General features: G+C 30.3%; 9 protein-coding genes. All 9 read left to right on the forward strand.

Annotation, left to right across the window (positions count from 1 at the left end; translation table 11 throughout):
- Positions 1-289, forward strand: a 289-nt coding sequence (locus tag H518_RS0110015) for an IS3 family transposase (RefSeq protein WP_028888423.1), incomplete at its 5' end; no start/stop codon positions are given.
- Positions 290-621: 332 nt separating this feature from the next.
- Positions 622-5,367 carry a hypothetical protein gene (locus H518_RS0110020; RefSeq protein WP_028888918.1) on the forward strand — a complete coding sequence of 1,582 codons (4,746 nt, stop codon included), beginning with the start codon at positions 622-624 and terminating at the stop codon, positions 5,365-5,367.
- Positions 5,367-7,460, forward strand: a complete 2,094-nt coding sequence (locus tag H518_RS19670; protein ID WP_051263733.1) for a fibronectin type III domain-containing protein — start codon at positions 5,367-5,369, stop codon at positions 7,458-7,460. The genes H518_RS0110020 and H518_RS19670 overlap by 1 nt, the downstream gene beginning before the upstream one ends.
- 10 nt (positions 7,461-7,470) lie before the next feature.
- On the forward strand, positions 7,471-8,769 hold the full coding sequence (locus H518_RS0110030; protein WP_028888919.1) for a hypothetical protein: 1,299 nt from the start codon (positions 7,471-7,473) through the stop codon (positions 8,767-8,769).
- Positions 8,770-8,780: 11 nt separating this feature from the next.
- Complete coding sequence (locus H518_RS0110035; protein WP_155995199.1) at positions 8,781-10,124, forward strand: hypothetical protein; 1,344 nt, start codon at positions 8,781-8,783, stop codon at positions 10,122-10,124.
- A 7-nt stretch (positions 10,125-10,131) separates the two neighbouring features.
- On the forward strand, positions 10,132-15,210 hold the full coding sequence (locus H518_RS0110040) for a T9SS type A sorting domain-containing protein (protein WP_028888921.1): 5,079 nt from the start codon (positions 10,132-10,134) through the stop codon (positions 15,208-15,210).
- Entirely contained in the window at positions 15,210-16,562 is a 1,353-nt protein-coding gene (locus tag H518_RS0110045) for a PKD domain-containing protein (RefSeq protein WP_028888922.1), read from the forward strand. Before H518_RS0110040 ends, H518_RS0110045 begins: the two co-directional genes overlap by 1 nt.
- A 13-nt stretch (positions 16,563-16,575) precedes the next feature.
- Positions 16,576-23,040 carry an EndoU domain-containing protein gene (locus H518_RS0110050; protein ID WP_028888923.1) on the forward strand — a complete coding sequence of 2,155 codons (6,465 nt, stop codon included), beginning with the start codon at positions 16,576-16,578 and terminating at the stop codon, positions 23,038-23,040.
- A 4-nt stretch (positions 23,041-23,044) separates the two neighbouring features.
- On the forward strand, positions 23,045-23,452 hold the full coding sequence (locus tag H518_RS0110055) for a hypothetical protein (RefSeq protein WP_028888924.1): 408 nt from the start codon (positions 23,045-23,047) through the stop codon (positions 23,450-23,452).
- Positions 23,453-23,631: the final 179 nt, after the last annotated feature.

Here is a 23,631-nt window from a genome sequence, read left to right on the forward strand (position 1 = left end):
CACTGATCAAGGTTGGCAATATCAAATGAAACAGTATCAATATTTATTAAAAGAAAAAGGAATTAAACAAAGTATGTCAAGAAAAGGAAATTGTTTAGATAATGCAATTATTGAAAATTTCTTTGGAATACTAAAATCAGAATTATTCTATTTGAAAAAATACAAGTCAATTGAACAGTTAAAAAAAGAAATTAGTGAGTATATAATCTATTATAATAACGAAAGAATAAAATCTAATTTAAACAAAATGAGTCCGATAAAATATCGAACTCATCATTATCAAAATTAATTATAAATTTGTCTAAACTTTTGGGTGCACTCTAAATTGGGGAGTTTTTTATTTATTATAAAATATAGTGATTATTGTACTGTTATAGGGAAAGTAACTTTTTTCTTTATTAAGTGTGTTTGTATGAGAATGTGCTTTCCTTATTTGAATTTTTATATAAAATAAGATTCTAATATAGGTGTTTAAGATTGCTCATCTTAATAATATCTGTTTTATGTAGGTATTTGTGAGGTAATTTATTAAGGTGTAATATGTTTTGTTAAGGTGTTTTTTTTAAGTGAAAAATTAACACTATTTTTGCATTCGCTATGTATTTAAAACCTTATAAAACTATGAAAAAAAGTTTACTTTTCTTTTTTTTTATTTTTTCTTTCACTACTTTTTCTTACTGTATTAATAATAACTCTATTCCTATAGATAGTACTTCAATAAAAAAAGAACTATCTAAAGTGTTTTCATTTAATTCAAATGTAAAAGGAGAATTAGATTATAAATATGTAGCCCAAAACTATTCGTTAAGTGCTAAAGAAGATAGTATTGTAAAGAAAGCTAAAGCACTAATTAATAGTATTGAAAAAACAGGCAGTTATGTTAGTGTCTTAGGTGCAGATGACATGATAAGTTTACCTATTGGAGTAAAGAAAAAATTTGGAAAATATACGACTACGATGGGAGTTAGTGAAGCTAAATTTTATCCTAATTACACTGAGGTAACGTTATTTGTAAAATTGGTGATTGCTCAAATTGGTATAAACGGAAAGCAAAGAGAACTTTTTTTTGGAGCTGATAATGTCAAAATTTCACACAAAGGAGGTATTTATGGAGATATGAATATTTCTCTTTTGGGTGATGTTGCTATACCTATAAATGGTAATAAAGCTTTATTAGAATTAAAAGGTGGTTTTGATATGAAAACTGGCGCAATAAATAATAAAACGTACATTACTATTGATTGTTCTGGAATTAAGAAAATTGGTGTAGAAGGAGCTGTTGTACTTTCAAGAGAGTTAGTAGAACCTCTTGAGAAAAATTATACTCCTTTAAAAGATAAAATAGTAAAAGTAAGGGGAGCTTTTAAAACAACCGCTACGGATTGGAATGATATTTTGGCGGAGGTAGACTTTAATTACCCATTTCAAGTAACAAATAAAAAAGCTAAAGCTGATAAAAAAGGTAATAAAAAAGGTAAAGGTGGCTTAATAATAGATGTGCAAAATGCTGTTTTTGATTTTAGTGATCTTAGGAATTCAGACAAAGTTAAGTTTCCTAAAAACTACAAAGAGAAATATTTAGTAAAAGGAAATGAACAATTATGGAAAGGGATATCTATAGAGAAAGTAAATGTTATTTTACCAGCAGAGTTTCGCAAGAGAAATGAGAGTAATAGAATAGAAATTTTAGCTACAAATTTTTTAATTGATGGAGAGGGACTTACTGGTGAATTTGGTGTAAAAAACCTTTTAGATATAGAAGATGGAGATGCGTCTGGATGGCAAATTTCAGTAACAGATTTATATGCTTCTTTTATGGCAGGTAAATTAACTGGAGCTGGATTTGGTGGACATGTTGGATTACCTACATCAGGAGAAATAACAAGGAAAGACATTATAAATCAAACAAAATCTATAAAAGGGTTACGTAAGGCCGCTAAATACACAGCTATAATTGATGTTGGTAATGATGAATATAGTCTAGCTTTAGAACCTATTTCTAAGGAAGGATTACATTTTCCTGTTTTTATGGCACAGGCGCATTTAAAATCTAACTCTAGTATCACCTTAAAAGTTAAAGATGGTAAATTTAGGCCGAAAGCAAATTTATATGGTAGTTTAACTATTAAAGGAGGTAGCGGGTCTAGTAAGAAATTAGTTGACTTTAAGGGGGTTACTTTTGAAAACTTACAGTTACAAACAGAGTCACCACATATTTCTGTTGATTATATGGGCTATGAGGGAACAGTTAATAAGTTTTCTAATTTCCCTGTAACTATATCAGATGTAAGTGTTACTACAAACGATAAAATTGCAGCTCTAAAATTTACCTTAGATGTAAATTTAATGGGGAAAGGTTTTGCAGGGAATACTGATTTAGAGGTGATTGGTAGTTTCGAAAATAAAGAAAAAATACATACTTGGAAATTTAAAAAAATTAAATTACATAAAATAGAAATAGAGGCTGATCTCGGAAGTGTTAAATTTAGAGGACTGGTTGATATAAAAGATAATGACCCAGTTTATGGTAATGGGTTTTATGGTGAATTAGAAGCTGATTTTAATGATATAAATGTAAAAGCAACAGCTTGGTTTGGAAAAACAGATGTACGATATTGGTATGTAGACGCTTATGCAGATTTATCAGGAATGCCAGCAAAACCAACTATTGGAGTTGTAGAGGTTAATGGTTTTGGTGGGGGAGCTTATTATCATATGAAAAAAAAATCGATACCACCTAAGTTAGTGTACCAAGGAGAGGTGGATAAAGAAGGAAATGCAATTGCTGTAAAAACTCCGAAACCACCTTCAGGTATGGATTATGTTCCTGATGCTAAATCAGGTTTAGGGTTTAGAGCTATGGTTGGTTTTGCTTTAGGTAACGAAAAAGCGTTTAACGGAAAAGTTGGTTTTGAAATGGCTTTTAATAGCCATGGTGGATTAAACCGAATATTCTTCTTTGGAGAAGGACATATTATGAAAGCGATTGATATTCCGTTTGGAGATAAGTTTAAAGAGAAGCTTACGAAAATGCAAAAGAAAATTAATGATTTCGGAGAACATAATAAAATTATACAAAAATTAAAAGAAACGAATTTAGTTGAATATAGTAAAGTTTCTTTCCCGCAAGACGGTTTGAGTTTTGATGTAGGTATAGATGCACATTTTTCTATGGAAATGGATTTTGTTAATCATTCTTTTCATAGTGAAATGGAGGTGTATTTAAATACGCCAGGTGGTATACTTGAAGGTGTGGGAGATAGAGGTAGAGCTGGTTGGGCTGTATTTCATACCGGACCAGATGGTTGGTATTTGCATATGGGAACTCCAAAAGATCGTATAGGTTTAAAATTTGGTATTGGGGCTTTAAGTGTAAAAGCAACAACTTACTTAATGATTGGTGATAAAATACCTGGTAGTCCGCCACCACCACAGGCGGTAGCGGATATTTTAGGAGTTAATTTAAATAGTTTAGATTATATGAGAGATCTAAATGCACTAGGAGACGGTAGAGGTTTTGCTATTGGGATGGATGTAAGTGTGGATACAGGAGATTTAAACTTCTTGATTTTTTATGCGCGCCTTAGGGCAGGAGTTGGTTTTGATATAATGATTAAAGATTATGGTGAAACAGCATGTAAAGGGAGTGGGCAAATAGGAATTGACGGATGGTATGCTAATGGCCAGGCATATGCTTATGTAGAAGGAGAGTTGGGAATTAAAGTTAATCTATGGTTTTACAAAGCCAAAATACCAATATTAAAAGCAGGAGCAGCTTTGTTATTACAAGCTAAATTACCGAACCCCGCTTGGTTTAGAGGATACTTAGGTGGTCATTATAATGTTTTAGGTTTTATTAGTGGACGATTTAGGTTTAAAATTGAATTGGGTGATGAATGTGAAGTTATTGGGGGTGCTCCTTTGGGGGGGATGAAAATTATTTCGGGTGTTACACCAAATAACGATGCAAAAGAAATGGACGTTTTTGTAACACCGCAGGCTGCATTTAATATGAAGATAAACAAGCCTTTTAAGTTAGAAGATGATGAAGGGGTAAAAACATATCGAATTCTATTGGATGAATTTACAGTAACAAAGGATGGAAATATTATAGATGGTGAGTTAGAATGGTATGACTCTAACGATGTGGTTAATTTTGTTTCTTTCGATGTTTTACCTCCTAAATCTACAATAAAAGTAAAAGTAGCAGTTAGTTTTCAAGAATTAAAAAATGATATTTGGGTTACCCTTATGAATAAAGGAAAAAAAGCGCTAGAAATTGAAGAAAGAGTATTTACAACGGGAACGGCTCCAGACTATATACCTTTAAAAAATATTGTTTATGCGTACCCAGTAATAGAACAATCTTATTTTTATCAGAAAGAAAGTTCACAAGGGTATGTGAAGTTAAAAAAGGGGCAACCTTATTTATTTTCATCAGAAACAAACTTAAAACAAAGAATAAAATATACTAATGAATCGGGGCATATAGTAACAAATACTGTTTTTTATGATAAAGGTAATAGACAAGTTAATTTTAATGTAGGTAAATTAAATAATATTAAAAAGTATACATTAAATATTGTAAGTTATTTAGATGGTCAAGAAGCTTCAAAAAATGGAGTTACTTATACTTCGCAAACTACAGGACAAGAAGGTAATACTATAAAAATAAAAAATAAAGAGGTGCAAACAGTTGTAAATAATGATGCTGAAACCGAAATTTTAAAATATAATTTTACAACAAGTAAATATGACACTTTTAAAGAGAAAATAAGAGATAAGAACGTCGTTCAACATTACTTAGAACCTATTTATTCAGATGTACACGCAATACAAACAGATGTTAAAAAGTCTGAGAGATTTGGTATAATAGAATTAGAAGGTAACAAATATTCAGGTAATGAAGCATTAATTGCAGTAGAAGCAACTTTAGAAGATTCTTATTATAAAGATAGAATACATCAGTTAATTTATGATAAATACCCGTTAGAAAATGAGTTTACTGTAAATAGAAATATAAGTGATTTAGGTATTCCTCCTAAAAAAGCAGTCGATATTTTAACATGGTACATACCATATTTAAGAGATAAACCTACTTTTTCTTTATTAGATTCAAGAATACCATTTAGATATAATTTGCCATATCATTATAAAAAAGATTTTATTGACATACAATACAAGGTTGTAAATAAGTATTTGAATTATCCTAGTCAATACTCAACACAGATACAAAAATATAACTATATAATTAATGGTATTTTTCCTGCTATAAGAAAAGGTAAATATAAAGTGAAAATGCAGTATGTAATGCCAGGGAAAGTTTTAGGAACTAATGCTATCTTTAAATATAAAAACCCTTTTTAATGTTATTTTATAAAAAAGAAAAAAATATTTTATTGTTGATTTTTATGTTGTTAGTTCAGCTGGGGTTTTCTCAAAAATCTTCTGATAAAAATGAAATTATGGTTTTGGCAAGGCCACAAACTAGTAATAAAATAATGATACGATGGGCACCAACAACACCAATTTCTTTTAGGAAATTGAGTAAATATGGTTATAAAATTAAACGATATACAATTAGTATAGCTGGTCAATCACTATCGAAACCTATAGAAAAAGACTTAGGTGTTTTTAAACCAGCACAAAAAGAAGAATGGTTAAAAATAATGAAGACTAATAGCAATGCAGCGGTATTAGCGCAATCATTATTTGGTGAAAGTTTTAATGTAGAAGGAGTAGGGTCATTACAAGGCATAATTAATATGTCTCAAGAACAAGAACAACGTTTTACTTGGGGGTTGTATGCGGCAGATCAAGATTTTAAAGTAGCACAACTTGGAGGTTTAGGATTTGAAGATGTTAATGTAAAAGCTACAGAAAAATATGTTTACAAAGTTTATTCTTTGGTACCAAAGAATGAGATGTATATAAAGGATGGTGGTGTCTTTGTAGGATTACAAGACTATACTAAATTGCCTAAACCAGTAGATTTGGCAGCTATTTTTACAGATAAAAAAGTAATGTTAAATTGGAATTATGCAATTTATAAGCGAGAGTATAATAGTTACTTTATAGAGCGTTCAGAAGATGGGAAATTGTTTAGTAAAGTTAATAAATTGCCTTATACAACACTAAATAGTGGAGGGAAAACTAATAGTAAAAGAATTTATTATATCGATTCTATAGTAAATAACAAAACATACTATTATAGAGTAAAAGGTAGAACACCTTTTGGTGAATTAAGTCCAGCATCAGAAGTGATTTCAGGAAAAGCGGTGAAAGTTTTAGCCTATGTACCAAGAATAAAGACAAAAGAAGTCGTTAATGAAAATAAAAGTGTACTCCTTAAATGGGAATTTTTAAAAGAAGGGAATAAATTTATAAAGGGATTTGAACTGAATAAAAGTAATAAGGCAGATGGAAATTACAAAACAGTAATTAGAAATATACCTATTAAAACTAGAAAAATACAATACGATAAATTAGATCCTACAAATTATTTTACAATTACTGCCATTGGTAAACAAGGTAATAGTAGAACCTCATACCCTGTATTGGTTCAACCTGTAGATTCTATACCACCAGTAAAGCCAGTAGGATTAGAAGGTAAAGTAGATAGTTTGGGGGGTGTTACTTTAAATTGGAAAGCAAATGTAGAGCCAGATATGTTGGGTTATAGAATATTTAAAGGAAATAATAAAAACGAAGAATACAGTCAGGTAACAGTAAAGCCACATGTAGCAACTACATTTTATGATAGTGTATCGGTTAAAAGCCTTAATACTAAAGTGTATTATAAAGTAGTAGCGGTAGATAAACGTTTTAACATGTCTAAATATTCGGATATTTTAACATTAAAGAAGCCTGATTTTATACCGCCAGCTCCCCCTGTTATAACAACTTATAAAGTCAGCAAAGAAAATGTGTATTTAACATGGGCAAATAGCCAAAGTAATGATGTTGAAAGACACGAAGTTTATAGAAAAATTAGAGACAGTATTAACTATAATTTGATTGCAACTTTGCCCAAAGATTCTCTTAAAATTGAATATACAGATTGGCAAGATTCCAATGTAGAAGGGGCAACGGATTATAATTACCTGATAAAAGCGGTAGATGAAAGTAATTTAAAATCTATAAATAACAAATCAATAACTATTGAAGTACCAAGGTTTAATCTTTTAAGTGGTGTTAAAAATATTGGGAGTTATGTAGATAAACAAAATGGATTCATAGAATTGTTTTGGAAAGTGATAGATGAAAAGGCTATTGTTGAAATTATGATATATAAAGGTAGTAAAAATGATAAAATGTCTTTACTAAGAAATGTGTTACCAACAATGAATAGAATTGTAGATGAAGATGTAAAACCTAATAATATATATAATTATATTTTTAGGCCTGTTTTTATTGATGGTAGCTTAGGTGCAATCAAAAAAATTGAAGTGAAATTTTAATTATAAATTTATGAATATAAAAATAATTTATACTTTCTTTTTGCTAATATATTTTGCTGGTTTTTCTCAATCTGAGTTGTATGTTTTAAATTCATCAACAGAAGGATATTCAAGTAGATATGACAATTCTTGGTACAGTTTGTCTTATTATAAAGGGAAATATAATTTAGTAGATACATCAGTTGATATAAAATTAGATTATATTCATTTTTATAATGATGATCCTAGTAATGATTGTGGAGGTCCATGTGGGCAATATCTTGATCATTGTGATGGGATTGAGTTTTTTAATAATATTATTTTTTTTGATAAGATAGAGGTGGAAGCCGAAATTGAGCCGTTTAGTTGTTTACCTTTAAGTTATCATGCCGTTTTATTACCAAAAATAAAAGCTCCAATAGATAGACGATGTGAAAAACAAGAATTATTCCTTCAACATTCGGATGGAGTTAATCATGATATAAAGGGTATAGTTTGGGAGTATATGAATGCTTCTAATCGTTGGGAGACTCTTCCTAATTTTCAAGATAGATATCCATTAAATGTAAGTTTATTAGAAGTTTTTGGGAATGATTGGCGTAATCAATTCACAGGTAACCTGCAATTACGATTTAAATTTACAGCACCTTTTACTAGTGAAGTTATATATTCTATTCAGAATTATACAATTCAATTAACAGAATGTTCACCTGGATTGGTTGGTATTCCTATTCCTCAAAAAACTACATGTAATTATAAAGAAGATGGGGGATTTACTTTTACTATAGATAGAGATTTAGCACCTAATGAAAAGTTAATAGCTACATTATATTATGAATTTTTACCTAATAATTATGACATTCCACAAAATGGTCAAGAAGAAATAACAAGTTTAGTAGATAACTTGAATAGAACATATAGCTATACTTGGAAAGGAAAGTTACCATCAGGAAAATTTAAACTTAAATATCAAACGTTAAAAGGTACGGGTACAATTAGTCCAACTGATCCTAGTTGGGCAAGTCTTGAGTTTCCAAAACCAGATAATCCATTTATAATATTACCAGCAGAAAAAGTGAATTTTACAGCAACTAAATTTAGTAATGAAACTTGTGTTGGTGCGAAAAACGGAAAAATAAAATTAGATATTACTAGTGGAGAAACAAGTAAGTATAAATATATAATTTACGAAGTTAATGGTACTAGTGTAACCCTTTATAGAAATTGGACAACCTTTACAGGGCCAACTACCATTATTGATAATTTAGAAAAAAAGACTGAATACAGAATAAAAGTACAAGACACTAAAAAATGTTTTGCAAGAAAATAAATAAGTTAGCTATGATCAAAAAAATAATTTCTTTTTTATGTATGCTTTTCGTGTTAATGTTCTTAACAAAAATGCAAGCCCAGGTTACTAACTATGGTTATTTAGTAGAAACAAATGTTACTGGTTATTTGCATGCTAATGATGGTAGTATGTATGTATCTTCAAATGTTGGATTTATTGGATCAACAAGTTTCTTTGCAGGTCCTTCAACCGTAGGTAATGTGTATTTTAATTTTATGCCTATTCAAGATAATTTTACTGAAGTAACAATAAAAGTTAATAATACAGCTATTGGTCTTGGTCGCTTCCGAGATTGTGATTATAATAGACAACGAACTGTATTAAAAGCTAATTTTAATAATGGTATTTTATATTTTAGTGGTTGTAGTTTCAGTCAGAAGGTGTATCCTCTTCATATTATTGATGAACTTGCAATAGGTGATAATACAGTATGTGCTAGAAACACACTAGAATTAAGCGGTGGTTATGATTGGCAATATTATATAGGTAGTAAAACGAGCCCTTCAGATGGTGATTGGAAAGATTATGCAAGTGCAGTTACAAATATTAGTGTAAATGTAGGCGATTTATATGCTGCAGAGGGTATAAGTATTATTGACCTTGCTCCAACTGCACCACAAAGATCTTTAAAAATTAGAACAGGACATAAAGTTAGTAATAGGTATGTATCTGCTAAAACATATCAAGTATCAGACTGTTCACCAGAATTTAAGGGGTATTATAATAAAACAAAAACATCATGTGTGTATAATAGTGATGGTAGAATTTCACTAAACTTAGGGCGTGACATAGATACAGCAACTGACGAAAAACTGGTAGTTACTTTATTTAAAGAAGATTTAGTTAATGGAAATTTATTGATGGGACAAAGCTCTATAGAGACCAATTTAGTCAATAATGGAGGAAGTAAATACGGTTTTGTTTGGCCTTTCGATATTGATACAGGTAAGTATTTTTTTAAATACCAATCAATAAATAAAAGCTCGGTTTTACCTAACCCTTTACCACATCCGAGTGATAATTATTGGAAATCACTGGTTGAAACTCCAGTCTTTGAAATATTTCCAGCAAAAAACGTGAATTTTACTGCAATTAAATTTAGTGATGAAACTTGTGTTGGTGCAAAAAACGGGAAAATAAAATTAGACATTACTAGTGGAGAAACAAGTAAGTATAAATATATAATTTATGAAGTTAATGGTACCAGTGTAACCCTTTATAGAAATTGGACAACTTTTACAGGACCAACTACCATTATTGAGAATTTAGACAAAAAGACTGAATATAGAATAAAAGTACAAGACACTAAAGGATGTTTTGCTAGAAAAAATTAAGTTAGCTATGAAAAAAATAATAATTTCATTTTTATGTATACTTTTCGCAATGTTGGCGATAACAACAATGCAAGGGCAAGAAACAGATCCAGTAGATGATAATTTGTTTTATAAAATACAAATTTTAGGACCTGATGATAGTTTAGAATTATTAGCACAGGTAAAAACTGTAATTAAAGAACATAATTCAGGTACAGAAACCGCTACAAATAAAAGAGGAGCATTAAGTATTGTTCCAACTGGGGGAACAGCACCTTATAAATTTTATGTGTACAAAGATGGTAGTACTACACCGTTAGCAGAGAGTAATAGAAATATTAATAGTGCAAATGAAGAAAGAGTTGTTGGTAGTTTACTTCCAGGGAATTATGTAGTTGAAATACGTGATGCAAATTATAGTTCATCTCCAGTTACAGCTTGTAATACTATAAGTAAAACAGTAGTATTAAAAAATCCAGCCTTATTAGAAATTTCAGCTTCACCAGAAGCTATTAAATGTAAAGGAGATAAAGGAAAAATAACAATTTCAGTAAAAGGAGGAATAAAACCAATAGTGAATTCAGGAAAGTATAAAGTAGAACTTTTTTTAGAAACAATATTACAAGAAGAAAAATATGTAGTTTATAATGACCCTACAAATAAGTCATGCACTTTTACTGGATACCCTGCCGGAAATTATAGCGTTGTTGTTTCTGATAGGTATATTAAAGAGTCTAAAGATATAATAGTAACTGAACCAGCTGCACCGTTAGCCATTAATATAGTATCAGGTAGTATAAAAGATGTAAGTTGTAATAATACAGATCCATCAGATGATGATGGTTCAGTTGTAATTCAGGCTACAGGTGGTACTTCTCGGTATCGTTTATTATTAAATAAAGCTAGTTCAGGTACTGCATATACTGAATTGCCAGGTACATTTACAGATACTAAAACAATAACTAATTTAAGTGTTGGTAGCTATAATGTAAAAATTATAGATGCTAATGATTGTGAAACAGGACTTGAAACTTTTAATATTAGTCAGCCAGTTAGTCCGTTAATAATTACACCTACACCAGGAGTTCAAGGAAATACGACATCTACTGGGGGTGTAAACGGTTTTGTAGAATATTCGGTAACAGGAGGTACACCAAACCCAAATTATACCTACTCATTTAAAGGCGCAAATACTACTGGTACTAATGCTATAGATTTATCAGGTTCATTTCCTGCAATGGGAGTACCTAAACTATTTAATAATTTAAGAGCAGATACATACACATTAATAATAACAGATGGTAAGGGATGTAAAAAAAATGTAAGTATTGTAATCTCTGATCCTGCTCCAATTATAATTGGGTTTGATGAAACACATGTGAGTTGTTCTGGAGGAAATGATGGAACAATTAAAGCAATAGTAACAGGTGGAGCAAGTAATGTATATCACTATGAATGGACGAAAGTAGGAACAGGTGTTATTACAACACCAACTCCAGATACCGCCTCAATAACTGTTTCTGAAGGTACTTATATAGTAAAAGTATTTGTTATGCTTAGCGGTAATTCTGTAGAAGAACAAATTTCTGAAGCAGTTATTATTACCCAGCCAACACAACCATTATCAATAGTAGAAACCATTAAAGGCGTTTCTTGTAAAGGTGGTAATGACGGAAACATCCAATTAAATGTTACGGGAGGCACACCACCATACACATACTCATGGAAAGATATTGGTGATAGCGAAATAGCAACAACCAAAGATATTGCAACACTAATTAAAGGAAGTTATAAAGTTATAGTTACAGATGCTAATTTATGTAGTGTAACACAAACATATACTATTAATGAGCCTACCGACGATCTTCTTATTACAGTAGTTAGTGCAGAAGATCCGTTGTCTTTTAATGGAACAGATGGTAGCATTAATATATCAGTTACTGGAGGTAATGGAGGTTACAGTTATGTATGGACAAATAGTTTAGGTTCACCAGTAGGAACTTCGGAAGATCTCATAGGAATTGGAGCAGAAACATACAAAGTGGTGGTTACAGATGCTAAAGGATGTACCGATGAAATATTTGAAACATTAAGTCAACCAGATGAATTAATAGCAACAGTAACGATACCAACCGACGGGGTATTATTCTGTAACGGTGATGCAGATGGTAAATTAGAAGTTACAGTAAGTGGAGGACTGGTACCCTATACATATCATTGGTATGAAGTTTTATCAAACGGATCTAAATCTTTTCTATCAGGAGAAACTAATATAACTGTTGAAGATTTAGTTGCGGGAGATTACGGAGTAGAGGTAACTGATAGAAATGGACTAGGAATAAAAGTATATGATAAAGTTAAATTAAGCGAACCAAATAAAGTTGTAATAAATACACCTGTAATAACAGATGTAGATTGTTATGGTAATACAACAGGAGCTATAACGCTTGATGTTGTCGGAGGTACAGGAGCTTATGTTTATAAATGGTATAAAATAGGTAGTACAACACTAATTTCTACATCAAAAGATTTAATAGGTAGAGAAGCAGGACAATACAAAGTAGTAGTTCAAGATACAAACAACTGTCCTAGCATACCATTAGAAGAAATTATAACAATAAATCAACCAGTATCTGAATTATCAATAGATCCTATAACAGAAGTAGTTACAAATACAACAGGATTTGGAGTAAGTAATGGAAGTATAAAAATAGACGTACTAGGCGGTACACCATTCGATCCATCTAGATCACCACATTATAATTACTCATTAATAGAAAAAAGTTCAGGTACCGTAGTAGGAACTTCAAATTTGGTTACAGGATTAGCAGGGTCAGTCTTAGGAATTACTTATGAAATGACAATAACTGATGCAAATGGTTGTCAATTACAAAAAGAATACACCATACACCAACCAGAAAAATTAGTAGTAGAATTAGGTTTACAAACAGCAATTAGATGTAATGGTGAAAACGGAACTATAAACGCTACTGTTACAGGAGGATACGGTGAACCAAATCAAGTTTATACCTATAAATGGTATAACAAAAATGATTTGATTACTGTAATTGGTGAGCTAACAACATTAACGAAAAAAGCAGGAGCATATCGATTGGTGGTAGAAGATGAAAAAGGAAATACTTCTTATGATGATTTTGAGTTAAAACAAAACGATGAAGTAATTGTAACGCATACGAAGCAAGATGTTACTTGTTATTCAGGAAATGATGGAGCGATTAATTTATCAGTTTCGGGAGGAACAGGCATATATACTTATGTTTGGAGTAACGGACAAAGAACTGAAGATGTATCTTCTTTAACATCTGGAGACTATAACGTAACAGTATCAGATGAAAATGGTTGTAGTAAAAAAGTAATAATTAGAATAGCACAACCAAGTGAATATAAAATTTCATTAAATTTATTTAAAAGACCTACAGGAAATGGATTATCTAACGGAGAAATTGAAGTTGAAGTTATTGGAGGAGAACAACCAGATATATTTGAGTGGAAAGATGAAAACGGAATCGTAATAGGGAATACAAAAAGTATTAATGACATTCCTGCCGGAAAATACACCTTCTTTGTTACAGATAAAAAAGGATGTAAATTACAAGAAACCTATAATTTAGGCGAACCAGAAGAATTACTAATAACATTAAATCAAAACAACATAATATTATGTAGTGGTGGTTCAGAAGCGAGTGTTAAAGCAACGGTAACAGGAGGAGTTATTCCTTATGAATACACTTGGTATGATAGCAATAACACACTTATATCAAACGAAGTAATTTTACCAAATGTAAAAAAAGGAAGTTATTATTTAATAATAACAGATAGTGAGAATAATGAAAAACAAAGTGCTACGATACTAATTTCTGAACCAGATGTTTTAAAAACCGAATTAGAAAGTACCCCAGGTAGTTGTGGAACAGCTAATGATTGGAAAATCACTGCAAATACAACAGGAGGTACATTACCATATAAGTATTTTTGGAGTACAGGTGATACGACACAAACGATTACAAATATGTCTTTAGGTAGCTATTTTGTAGTGATTACAGATTATAATGGATGTCAAACAACACAAAACATTGTATTAGAAAATGCAAGCCCATTAACAATAAATGAAAATGTAACAGACGTAAATTGTTACAATACATGTACAGGAGCTATTAATTTAGATATAGCAGGCGGTTTAGCACCATATACAGTAGTTTGGAATACGGGAGATACTGGTAAATCTATAATAAATGCTTGTAAAGGTGAATATATAGCCACAATAACAGATACAAAAGGTTGTACAATAGTAAAAACAATAACCATAAATAACACTGACGAAGTAGTTTTTAGCCTTGTACCAAATAAGGTTACTTTATGTTATGGAGAAACGATAGAGTATGATGTTACTATGAACGATGTTTCTAAGTATTCTTGGACATCAGATAATGGTTTTACAAGCAACGAAAGTATCGTAACATTATCAGAAGGAGGAAAATATACATTAACGGTAACTACAACCAAAGGATGTATAATAGTTAAAGAATTAGAGATTTTAAAATCAGATGTAAAAATTGATGCACAATTAATATTAACATCACAAGCTTTTGTAGGTGAAGACATTGCTATAATAAATGTATCGAATCCAATAAGCTCAAATATAGCATGGAGTATTCCTTCAAACGTAACAATAATACAACAAACAGATGAAGGTTTAGTATTGCGTTTTCCAGCCCCAGGAAATTATAATATTGCTTTAGTTGCAACCGAAGGAAACTGTATAAAAAGAGCAATAAAAACAGTAACGGTTTTAAAATCTAGAAATTTAGATAACGTAGGAGATACTAAAAATCCATTTATTAAAGAATTTAAAGTATATGCAAACCCAAATAAAGGAAATTTTAAAGTAGATATCGTCTTAGAAAAAGAATCAGAAGTTTCATTACGTCTTTTTAGTTTAAGTGCAAATTCAGTGGTCGCTGATAAGCGTTTAAAAGGATTAAAAGAATATACAGCAAATTACGAAATGAACTTATCGGTAGGTATTTATGTATTATTATTAGAAACACCAAAAGGAAAAAGAATTAGAAAAGTAATAATTGAATAATGAAGAAGACAATATTTTTTATAGTTATACTTTTTAGCATCTATGCCTGTGTAAATGAAGTAGCCTTACCGGTTATTGCAACATTTAGTACAGAAATTGTAGCAAATGATAAAACGGTACCCGTTAAAGTGAAAATAATAAACAGTACAGAAGGTGTAGATACCTATAGTTGGACGTTTAACGGAGCAAGCCCTGCAACATCAAGCAATAGAAACCCAGGAACTATTACTTACGATAAAGAAGGAACTTATATCGTAAAACTAGAAGCCTCAAATAGAGATGGAAGCATCGATGTTAAAGAAGAAACAATAAAAGTAAATTCGGCTATAAATATTGGTTTTGAAACCCAAGTTGTAGAAAATAACTTTTCACCTGTAAAAATTAAAATAACCAATACAACAGTCGGGGCAACAACCTATGATTGGTTTTTTGAAGGAGGCGTACCAAGTACATCAACAAAACAACACCCAGAAGACATTGTTTTTACTACACCAGGTACGCACAATATTCGTTTAAAAGTAAGTAACGGAGACGAAGAATACACGCTAGAAAAAACAATAGAAGTTGCACCACTACTATCAGCAAATTTTGAATATACTGTTGCTTTTGAAGACGACGATTATCAAGTACCTGTAAAAGTTACGTTAGATAACAAAAGTATAAGCGCAACAAATTATCAATGGACTTTTGAAGGGGCAAATGTTACAGCTAGTAGTACCGAAAACCCTGAAATTATATTCAATACACCAGGAACTTATACTATGCAATTAAAAGCATTGAATAATAAGAGCGAAAAAACTATTTCTAAAACAATTACCGTATATGAAAACACTAATTTAAGAATATTTACAAATATTAAATTAGGTATAAATACAGCACACAAAAACAATCATATAGGCGCATATTTTTCAACTCAAACAAGAAAAGTATACACCCAAAGCGAAGTAACGAATACAATAGGGTCAAAAATAGATATTGCTTTTTTTGGTTTAAATGAAACCTTTAATTTTAATAAATTTATAAGCCCCAGTAAGGTACAAGAATTGGCGTTTTCGGCAATACCAAATGCTACAATAACAAAGCTTATAAATAAACAAGAATCATGTGGTTGTTCAGCATCAGCATCAGTAACTAATTTTAATGCAATGACGAATGATGCACTTCTAACAAGTTTAAATGTTGATGAAACAGCTGGAGGATTAACAGAATTTGACAATGTAGAAAAACCAAGAATTGTAATTTTTGAAACTGCCGATAAACGAAAAGGAGTTATAAAAATAAACGAATTTGTTAAAGACGGAGCAAACTCATATATCGTAATTGATATAAAAGTTCAAAAAGAAGCTAATTAAGAAGAAAAAGTTTATGAAAACTAGCCCAAACTATAAAAACATACAACAAAGGTTGCTTTTAATTGTAAGTATTTTTTTAAATACGTTATTATTTGCCCAAACTTATCCTGTACAAGTAAACCCGCAATTAATACCACCGTATAGTTTAAAAATATCAGATTACGCTACTACCACCAGCGAAAAACTATACCTTAATATCCTATTAACCGATATAAATGAAGTAGGGCGAAGAGTTCGACTTAAAATGTATATTGAAGGGCAAGGATTAGCTATTAGTACCCAAGAAGTAATTATGGGTGAAACCCCTATTTTTTTAAACGGAGGTATTAACACACGCTTATCGAATGTAGATTTACAAGCCTATTTTCAACTAAATAATTTAATAGGAATAACACCACAACAATTTAATAACCCATTACCAAATGGTGGTTATGATTTTTGTTTTGAGGTATACGATTATTTTACCAACCGTAAACTATCAGGTAAAAGCTGTACTACCGCTTATTTATTACAAAACGATCCGCCAATATTAAATTTACCTTTTAAAAATAATATTGTAACCGCAACCAATCCGCAAAATATATTATTTACTTGGACTCCACGTCACACCAATGCAAATAACGTACAATACGAGTACACATTAAAAGAATTATGGGATGTGCAAAACCCACAAGCATCCTTTTTAGCATCTATTCCTTTTTACCAAACTACAACTTATAGCACTACTTTATTAGTGGGGCCAGAAGCACCACAATTAATGTCTGGTAAAATATATGGTTGGCAAGTACGTGCGTTTGTAAGCGATGGAATAAACGAAACATCGGTATTTAAAAACGATGGTAAAAGTGAAATTTTTTGGTTTAAATATTTAAAAGACTGTAGCGCACCTAGTTTTGTAATATCACAAGCGTTAACAGCCGAATCGGTACAAATTAATTGGCAAGCCTCAGCGCATATTCGTTACCGCATACAATACCGTAAAAAAGGATTTGGAGACGATGATTGGTTTGATGTAAACAGCTATACCAATGAAGGAAAAATATTTAATTTAGAAGCAGACACTGTTTATGAGTTTAGAGTAGGAGGAGAGTGCACCCAATTATCAGGATTTGCATATTCAAACATTCAAGAATTTACCACACCAACAACCGATGAAGCAGCCTATTATAATTGCGGACTTACACCAGAAATAAACATAACCAATAACGATCCCTTACCAAAATTAGGCGTTAATGAAACCTTTACTGCAGGTGATTTTCCTGTAATAACAAGAAAAGTAACAGGTAGTAATGGTACATTTAGTGGTTGGGGATATATTACACTTCCTTTCTTAGAAAATATAAAAGAAATAATTGATGCTGTAAATATACTAACAGACGACGGTACAGAAGAAAAAAAAGGAAATATAAACATTGGGAAATATACCCGTATAAAAGTAACATTTAGTGGAATAAGCATAAATACAAGTTATGAATTAACAAAAGGGCTTGTACAAACAGACTATGACCCTGAATGGGGAGGTATACTAGATCTTGATGCTGTTATTGATGATGTTTTTGGTGATGATGGTGAAACTAACAGTTTTGATGCTTCAAATATTGATATTAAAACGGTTACTGTTAATGCAGATGGGGCTATTGTTATTACCACCGAAAACGGTGAAACCCAAATAATAACTAGTGATAAGCCTGTTAGAATTACTGATAAAAATGGAGATCAGTGGACTGTTAAGGAAGATGGTACAGTAATCAAAGGAAAAGTAGCTGAAGGAGGAGTGCCTACAAAAAATAATACAGAGGGTATTTCAAGTGCTGGAAATGTAACAGAAATTAGCTCGAAAGATGTACGTGTAAAATTTATAACGTCTGGGTATTATAGTAACGATATTCATAATGAAAGTATAACCTCTAGTAAATATAAAAAACAGTATGAATTTGTAAAAACACATGACGATAAAGAATATTCAGTTTTATATAAATTAGTAAGTGATGTAAGTAGTAATAAAACAGATGTAGTAAAAGCGGAAGTATCTTTTGCAAACGGTAAAACAAAAAAAGATATAGTTTTTAAAACAAAACAAGGAGTTAAGATTGATAGTTCTTGGTCTGATAACGTAGTTACTTTAAAATTAAAAAGAGAATTTGAATTTGCGAAAGATGAAATTATAGCTACTGTAAAGCCAAAAGATTCTACTAAAAAATATACGGTTGCAGGTAAATTAAATATTTGGCATGCAAAAGAAAGAAGTATTAATCTTACGTTGGTATCTGTTAATAAAGCAAATACTGATGGGGTTAAAAAACGTATTAATGAAATATATAATAAAGCAGGTATAAATTTCAATATTACAACCGATAATATAAAATTAGATTTAGACAAGTTAGATGTTGGCGATAGCGATATGATATCGAATTATACCCAAGGTCAAAAGAATATTATTAGTGCCTATAAAAATAAAGCAAAAAAAGAGCAGTATTATATATTCTTCTTGGATGAAGATGTAAAACTATCTAAAAAAAATGTGGAAGGTTTTATGCCGTTAAAACGTCAATTTGGTTTTGTATTTACTCAAAAAGATCCAGGGCAGGTAGCTGCACACGAAATTGGTCATGGTATTTTTGGTTTAAAGCATCCTTGGGATCAGTATAATACGGTAAAAGGAGAAAGCACCTATTTAATGGATAGCGGAACTAGCGGTACCGACTTTACCCATATGGATTGGCAAAAACTCCACGCACCAGGTATTCAATTGTATATTTTTCAAGGTGATGAGGATGGGGAAAGTGCTACAGTTGTTAATATGGAATTATTAAAACCATTTAATAATGAAGATGATTCTTTTACTTTTATTTCAATGTCAGGTAAGCCTATATCGTTACCTGCAAAAACTTCTTCAGTAACTTTTAGTACTGGAGATGATTTAAACCTTAAAAATTGTAAAGATAAATTTAAAATTGAGCCTTTTGGTGCATTAAAAGGTTTCACAATTGATAAAGTTGATTATACATTCTGTGCTTCTTGTAACAAAACGTTTTTTGGAGGTTATTTTAAGAAAGGGCAATGTGATAATAATGCAAAGTATATTGATCTGTTATCAAAAGCAGGAAATGTAAATGCAATAGTAGGTTTACCTTGTGTTAAAGACAATGCTGTTATTTTTAAAGTAATGCAATCTAAAAATTATTTTAAAGATTTTGATTTTACTAAAGTTAAATCGACTTATGATAGTAGTGGTGAATTAAAGGCGTATGATTTTATTTTATCTGAATATAATAATATAGAGGGTAAAGATATAATTTATGTTCCAGCAGATTTTAACCCTAAGTTTGATGAAGATGTAATAAAATTCTTGTCTTCTGAGTTTTGTTTTTGTGATGAAAAAGATTATAAATCAGTAGCTTATGGTTTTATTTATGCAACTCAATTACAAAAAAATAAAGAGTTTTTAGGTTGTTTTCAAACAAGTATACCACTTTTCTTTTATGATGAAAACGTTAATGCTAAGAAATTTCATTATGCAGTTGTAAAAGAATGGAAAGAGAAAAATATAAATGGTTTTGTAACATTAAGAAAAAATATTGAAAAATTTAATAAAATAAAAAGTACTTTTTCAAATAAACCAGATAGGTATGCGTTACATAATTTTTTACAAAATTATGTACCTGAACAAATATCTAAATCAAATGTAAACTCTTACAGCCTTAGGTTTGGTACTACTCATTGGGAGTCAGGAATAGTTTTAGATAAAATTCAGAATATTTCAAGTAATCAATTATTAAGGCAATATGATGATGTATTTTGTCTTTGGGAAAATATATCTTTTGATGATAGAGTTTATGCTTTAAAACATATTTCGCAGTACAATAGAGGTGCTGATAGGAGTGAAGAAATATTATTATACCTTATAATAAACTCAAATGAGCCAAAACTTCTTATAAAAGAATTAGAAAAGGATAGTTATGAATTGTTTTGGAAAATTTGGCAAGAACTTGATCAAGAACAAAAAGGTGTTTTAATTAGCTTTTTAAATAAATATCTAATTAATGAAACTAATAAGAAAGCAGGAGAAGTAGTATATGAAAAATATATTAAAAATTGTAAAAATTCATCTACTCCATGTAATTTGAATGATTATAGACTAATTCCTTTTTATAGAGCAAATGCATTAAATAAGGTTGCTTCTATGTTTGATTCTTCATCAGGTAGTTTAACTTATGCATTAGAAGCGAATAAGGTAGCTAATTATGTAAGTGTAGATTTATCTGTGGATAAAGAGTTTTTGAAACAAAATGGAAATAATTTTCAATCATTAGCTACTCATAATAACCTTGAAACTATTTTTCTACATAAATATAATCCATTTATACCTGTAGTTTTGTTAATAAAAGAAGACATAAAACTTAATGGAACAATTCGTCTTAAAAAAGGAGAATTAATAACAGTTCCTGCAATTTTTCTTCATTGGCTAGATACTACAATAGAGAGTGAACAAAATCAAATTGTATTAAGGGTTGTTGCAGATGGTTTAGTAGTAGCTAGTATAGTCGCTTCAGGAGGTGCTACAACACCATTGTTAGCATTAGATTTAGCTGTGTTTGGTACTGATTTTGTTTTTCAAATAGTAAATGAAAGTTCAGATGTTATAGATCCTGAAATAAAAGATGTATGGAATTCTATATACAATTTATATAGTGTAGCTAATATTCCTAGAGCAGTTGTAGGTACTGTTGCGGCAGGAAAAGGTTTTATTAATTTTGTTAAAAATACTTCTACAGCTGCAAAATGGAATAAAATAGTTGTAAAGCCTCAGTATATAGAGAAGTATATAAATAAATTTCCAAAAGCAGAAAGAAATGCGAAAATAATTAGTGAGATAGCTCTTTTAGATGAAATTCTTTTAGCAATTAAAAATACACCTAAATTAAGTACAACTGCAAGTATACCAAGTTCTCTATATGCTAATATTATTAAAGCAAGGTTAAGATTAGCAAATATGCAATTTAGGACACCTGGTATATCAATAGGACTTGAAACTTCAATTACTAATTTTTCTCCTTACCTAAAGATAATAAACTCATCCGGTAATTCAGTTGCGGTAGCTAATGTTATTACAAGTATGAATAATACCTCTAAAATGTCTTTGGGGTCTATAAGGTGGTTACCAGCTGCTATTATGGTAAAAAATATTAAAAATGTAGGGAGTATTAATGATATCTCTTATTTAAACGTTAAAGGAGTATATCAAAAAGGTAGCTTAAATATTATTCAAGATATAAGTCAAAAAAATCAATTTTATTTGGCTTTAGAAAATAGTTTTTTAGATGTGCTACAAATCAAGTACCCAATAATATATAATAATCTTAAAAAACTTTCAATAAATATACAGAACACTTTTGTAAATGATTTTAGAAAAGCTAAACCAGAAGATTTATTAAAACTAGAAGAGAATGAAGCTCAATTATTAAAAATTTGGCTAAAATTAAAATCATTTGATATTTCAAGAAAGAATGTAGCTTTATTAAGTAGAATTCAAAGTGTTTATGGTAATGTAATTGATGATTTACAAAATATAAATAAAGAACTTCTAGAGGGAACAACGCTACACTTAGATTTAGGAGGCCATAATAAATATCCTAATGCAGTTAAGGTAATTACAGCAGATGTTGATTATGCAGGTAATCGAATACAAAATTTATTGGATGGTTACATTCAGGAGTTTACACCAAAATATAAAGATAAAACTGTTGATAGAATTACTATCGAAAGTGCTCCAGCATCAGACGATATTTTGTCTGAAGTAAAACGAATTATAAAAGACGGGGGGAGTATTGAGTTAGAACACCCTGTCGTTTCTGATTTAAATTATAATGATATAGCCAATAAAGTAGGCGGTAATATATCCGATGTTCAAAATTTTGTTAAAGAAGGACTGGAATATACTAGAGTTACTATTATTAAATTGGCTAACGTGGGGGGGAAAACTGCTGAAGAGTGGGCTATTGTTCTTAAAAGCAATAAAAACAGTAAGTTAAGAAATCACGTATTTGATGGAGAAATTAATAAAAAGAATAGTGTTAAAGGTGGGCATTTTAATGAATCATTTGATGGTAATAATTTTAGGTTAGGTGATGGTAGTACTGATTTAGGTAAGTTACCAAAAAACAGTAAGGGTGTTAGTAAAATAGATGGAAGTATCGGAATAGAAAAGAAGAAAATTTTAAAGGATGCTCAAGGAAATGTAACAGGAGAGCGCTGGTTAAGTAAAAAGATAGACCCTACAGGAGGTCATACACTTTTTCCTAAAGGTTGGAGTAAGGATAAAATAATTGATGAAGTTTCATCAGCACTTGCAAATCCGACAAAGAGTAATTGGAATAATAAGTCTAATGCTTTTAGGGCAACATCTGATAGTGGGGTTGAAATAGGTTGGTTTATTAATTCTAATGGAGATGTAACAACATTTTTTCCTATATTTTAATTTTATGGATTTTAATTATATCATATGGAATGAACATAATAAGCCTATAATCGAGATTGTAGGGTTAAAACTAAAGCCTCTTCAGGATTTACTTAATACACTTTGTATTTATTCATATCTAGAAGAAGTCATAGATGAATTTAAGATGATATGTAAAGAATCTTCAAATTTAGAAAATTTAATAGAAAATAAATTTAATGGTTATTGGGAAGATGATGTTTTAGGAAGTTGTTTTACTGTTCTTGGTTATGATAATGGAATAGATGTTTTTGTAAATGATAGGGTAATTTATATAGAGGATGAATATCAATACCCTAAAGTTCCAAGAGTCAAATTAGATATACGTGAATTTATTCAAATTCTTGAAAATTGGAGAGATGTTTTAAAGTTACATTCTTTAAAAAAAAAATAAGTTAATCGTTCTTTTAAAGAGTTGTTTTGAGCCCTCACTAGTGAGAATATATTGCTTTTGACTATATGAGTATTGTGATGGGAATTTTATGAGACTATGACTAAATAATATTATTCAAAAATTAATAATTTTGAGGTATAATAATATTTAATAAGGTTTATTTACGCTCATAAGTGAAT

It is taken from the genome of Tenacibaculum ovolyticum DSM 18103, assembly GCF_000430545.1.
Lineage (GTDB): Bacteria > Bacteroidota > Bacteroidia > Flavobacteriales > Flavobacteriaceae > Polaribacter > Polaribacter ovolyticus.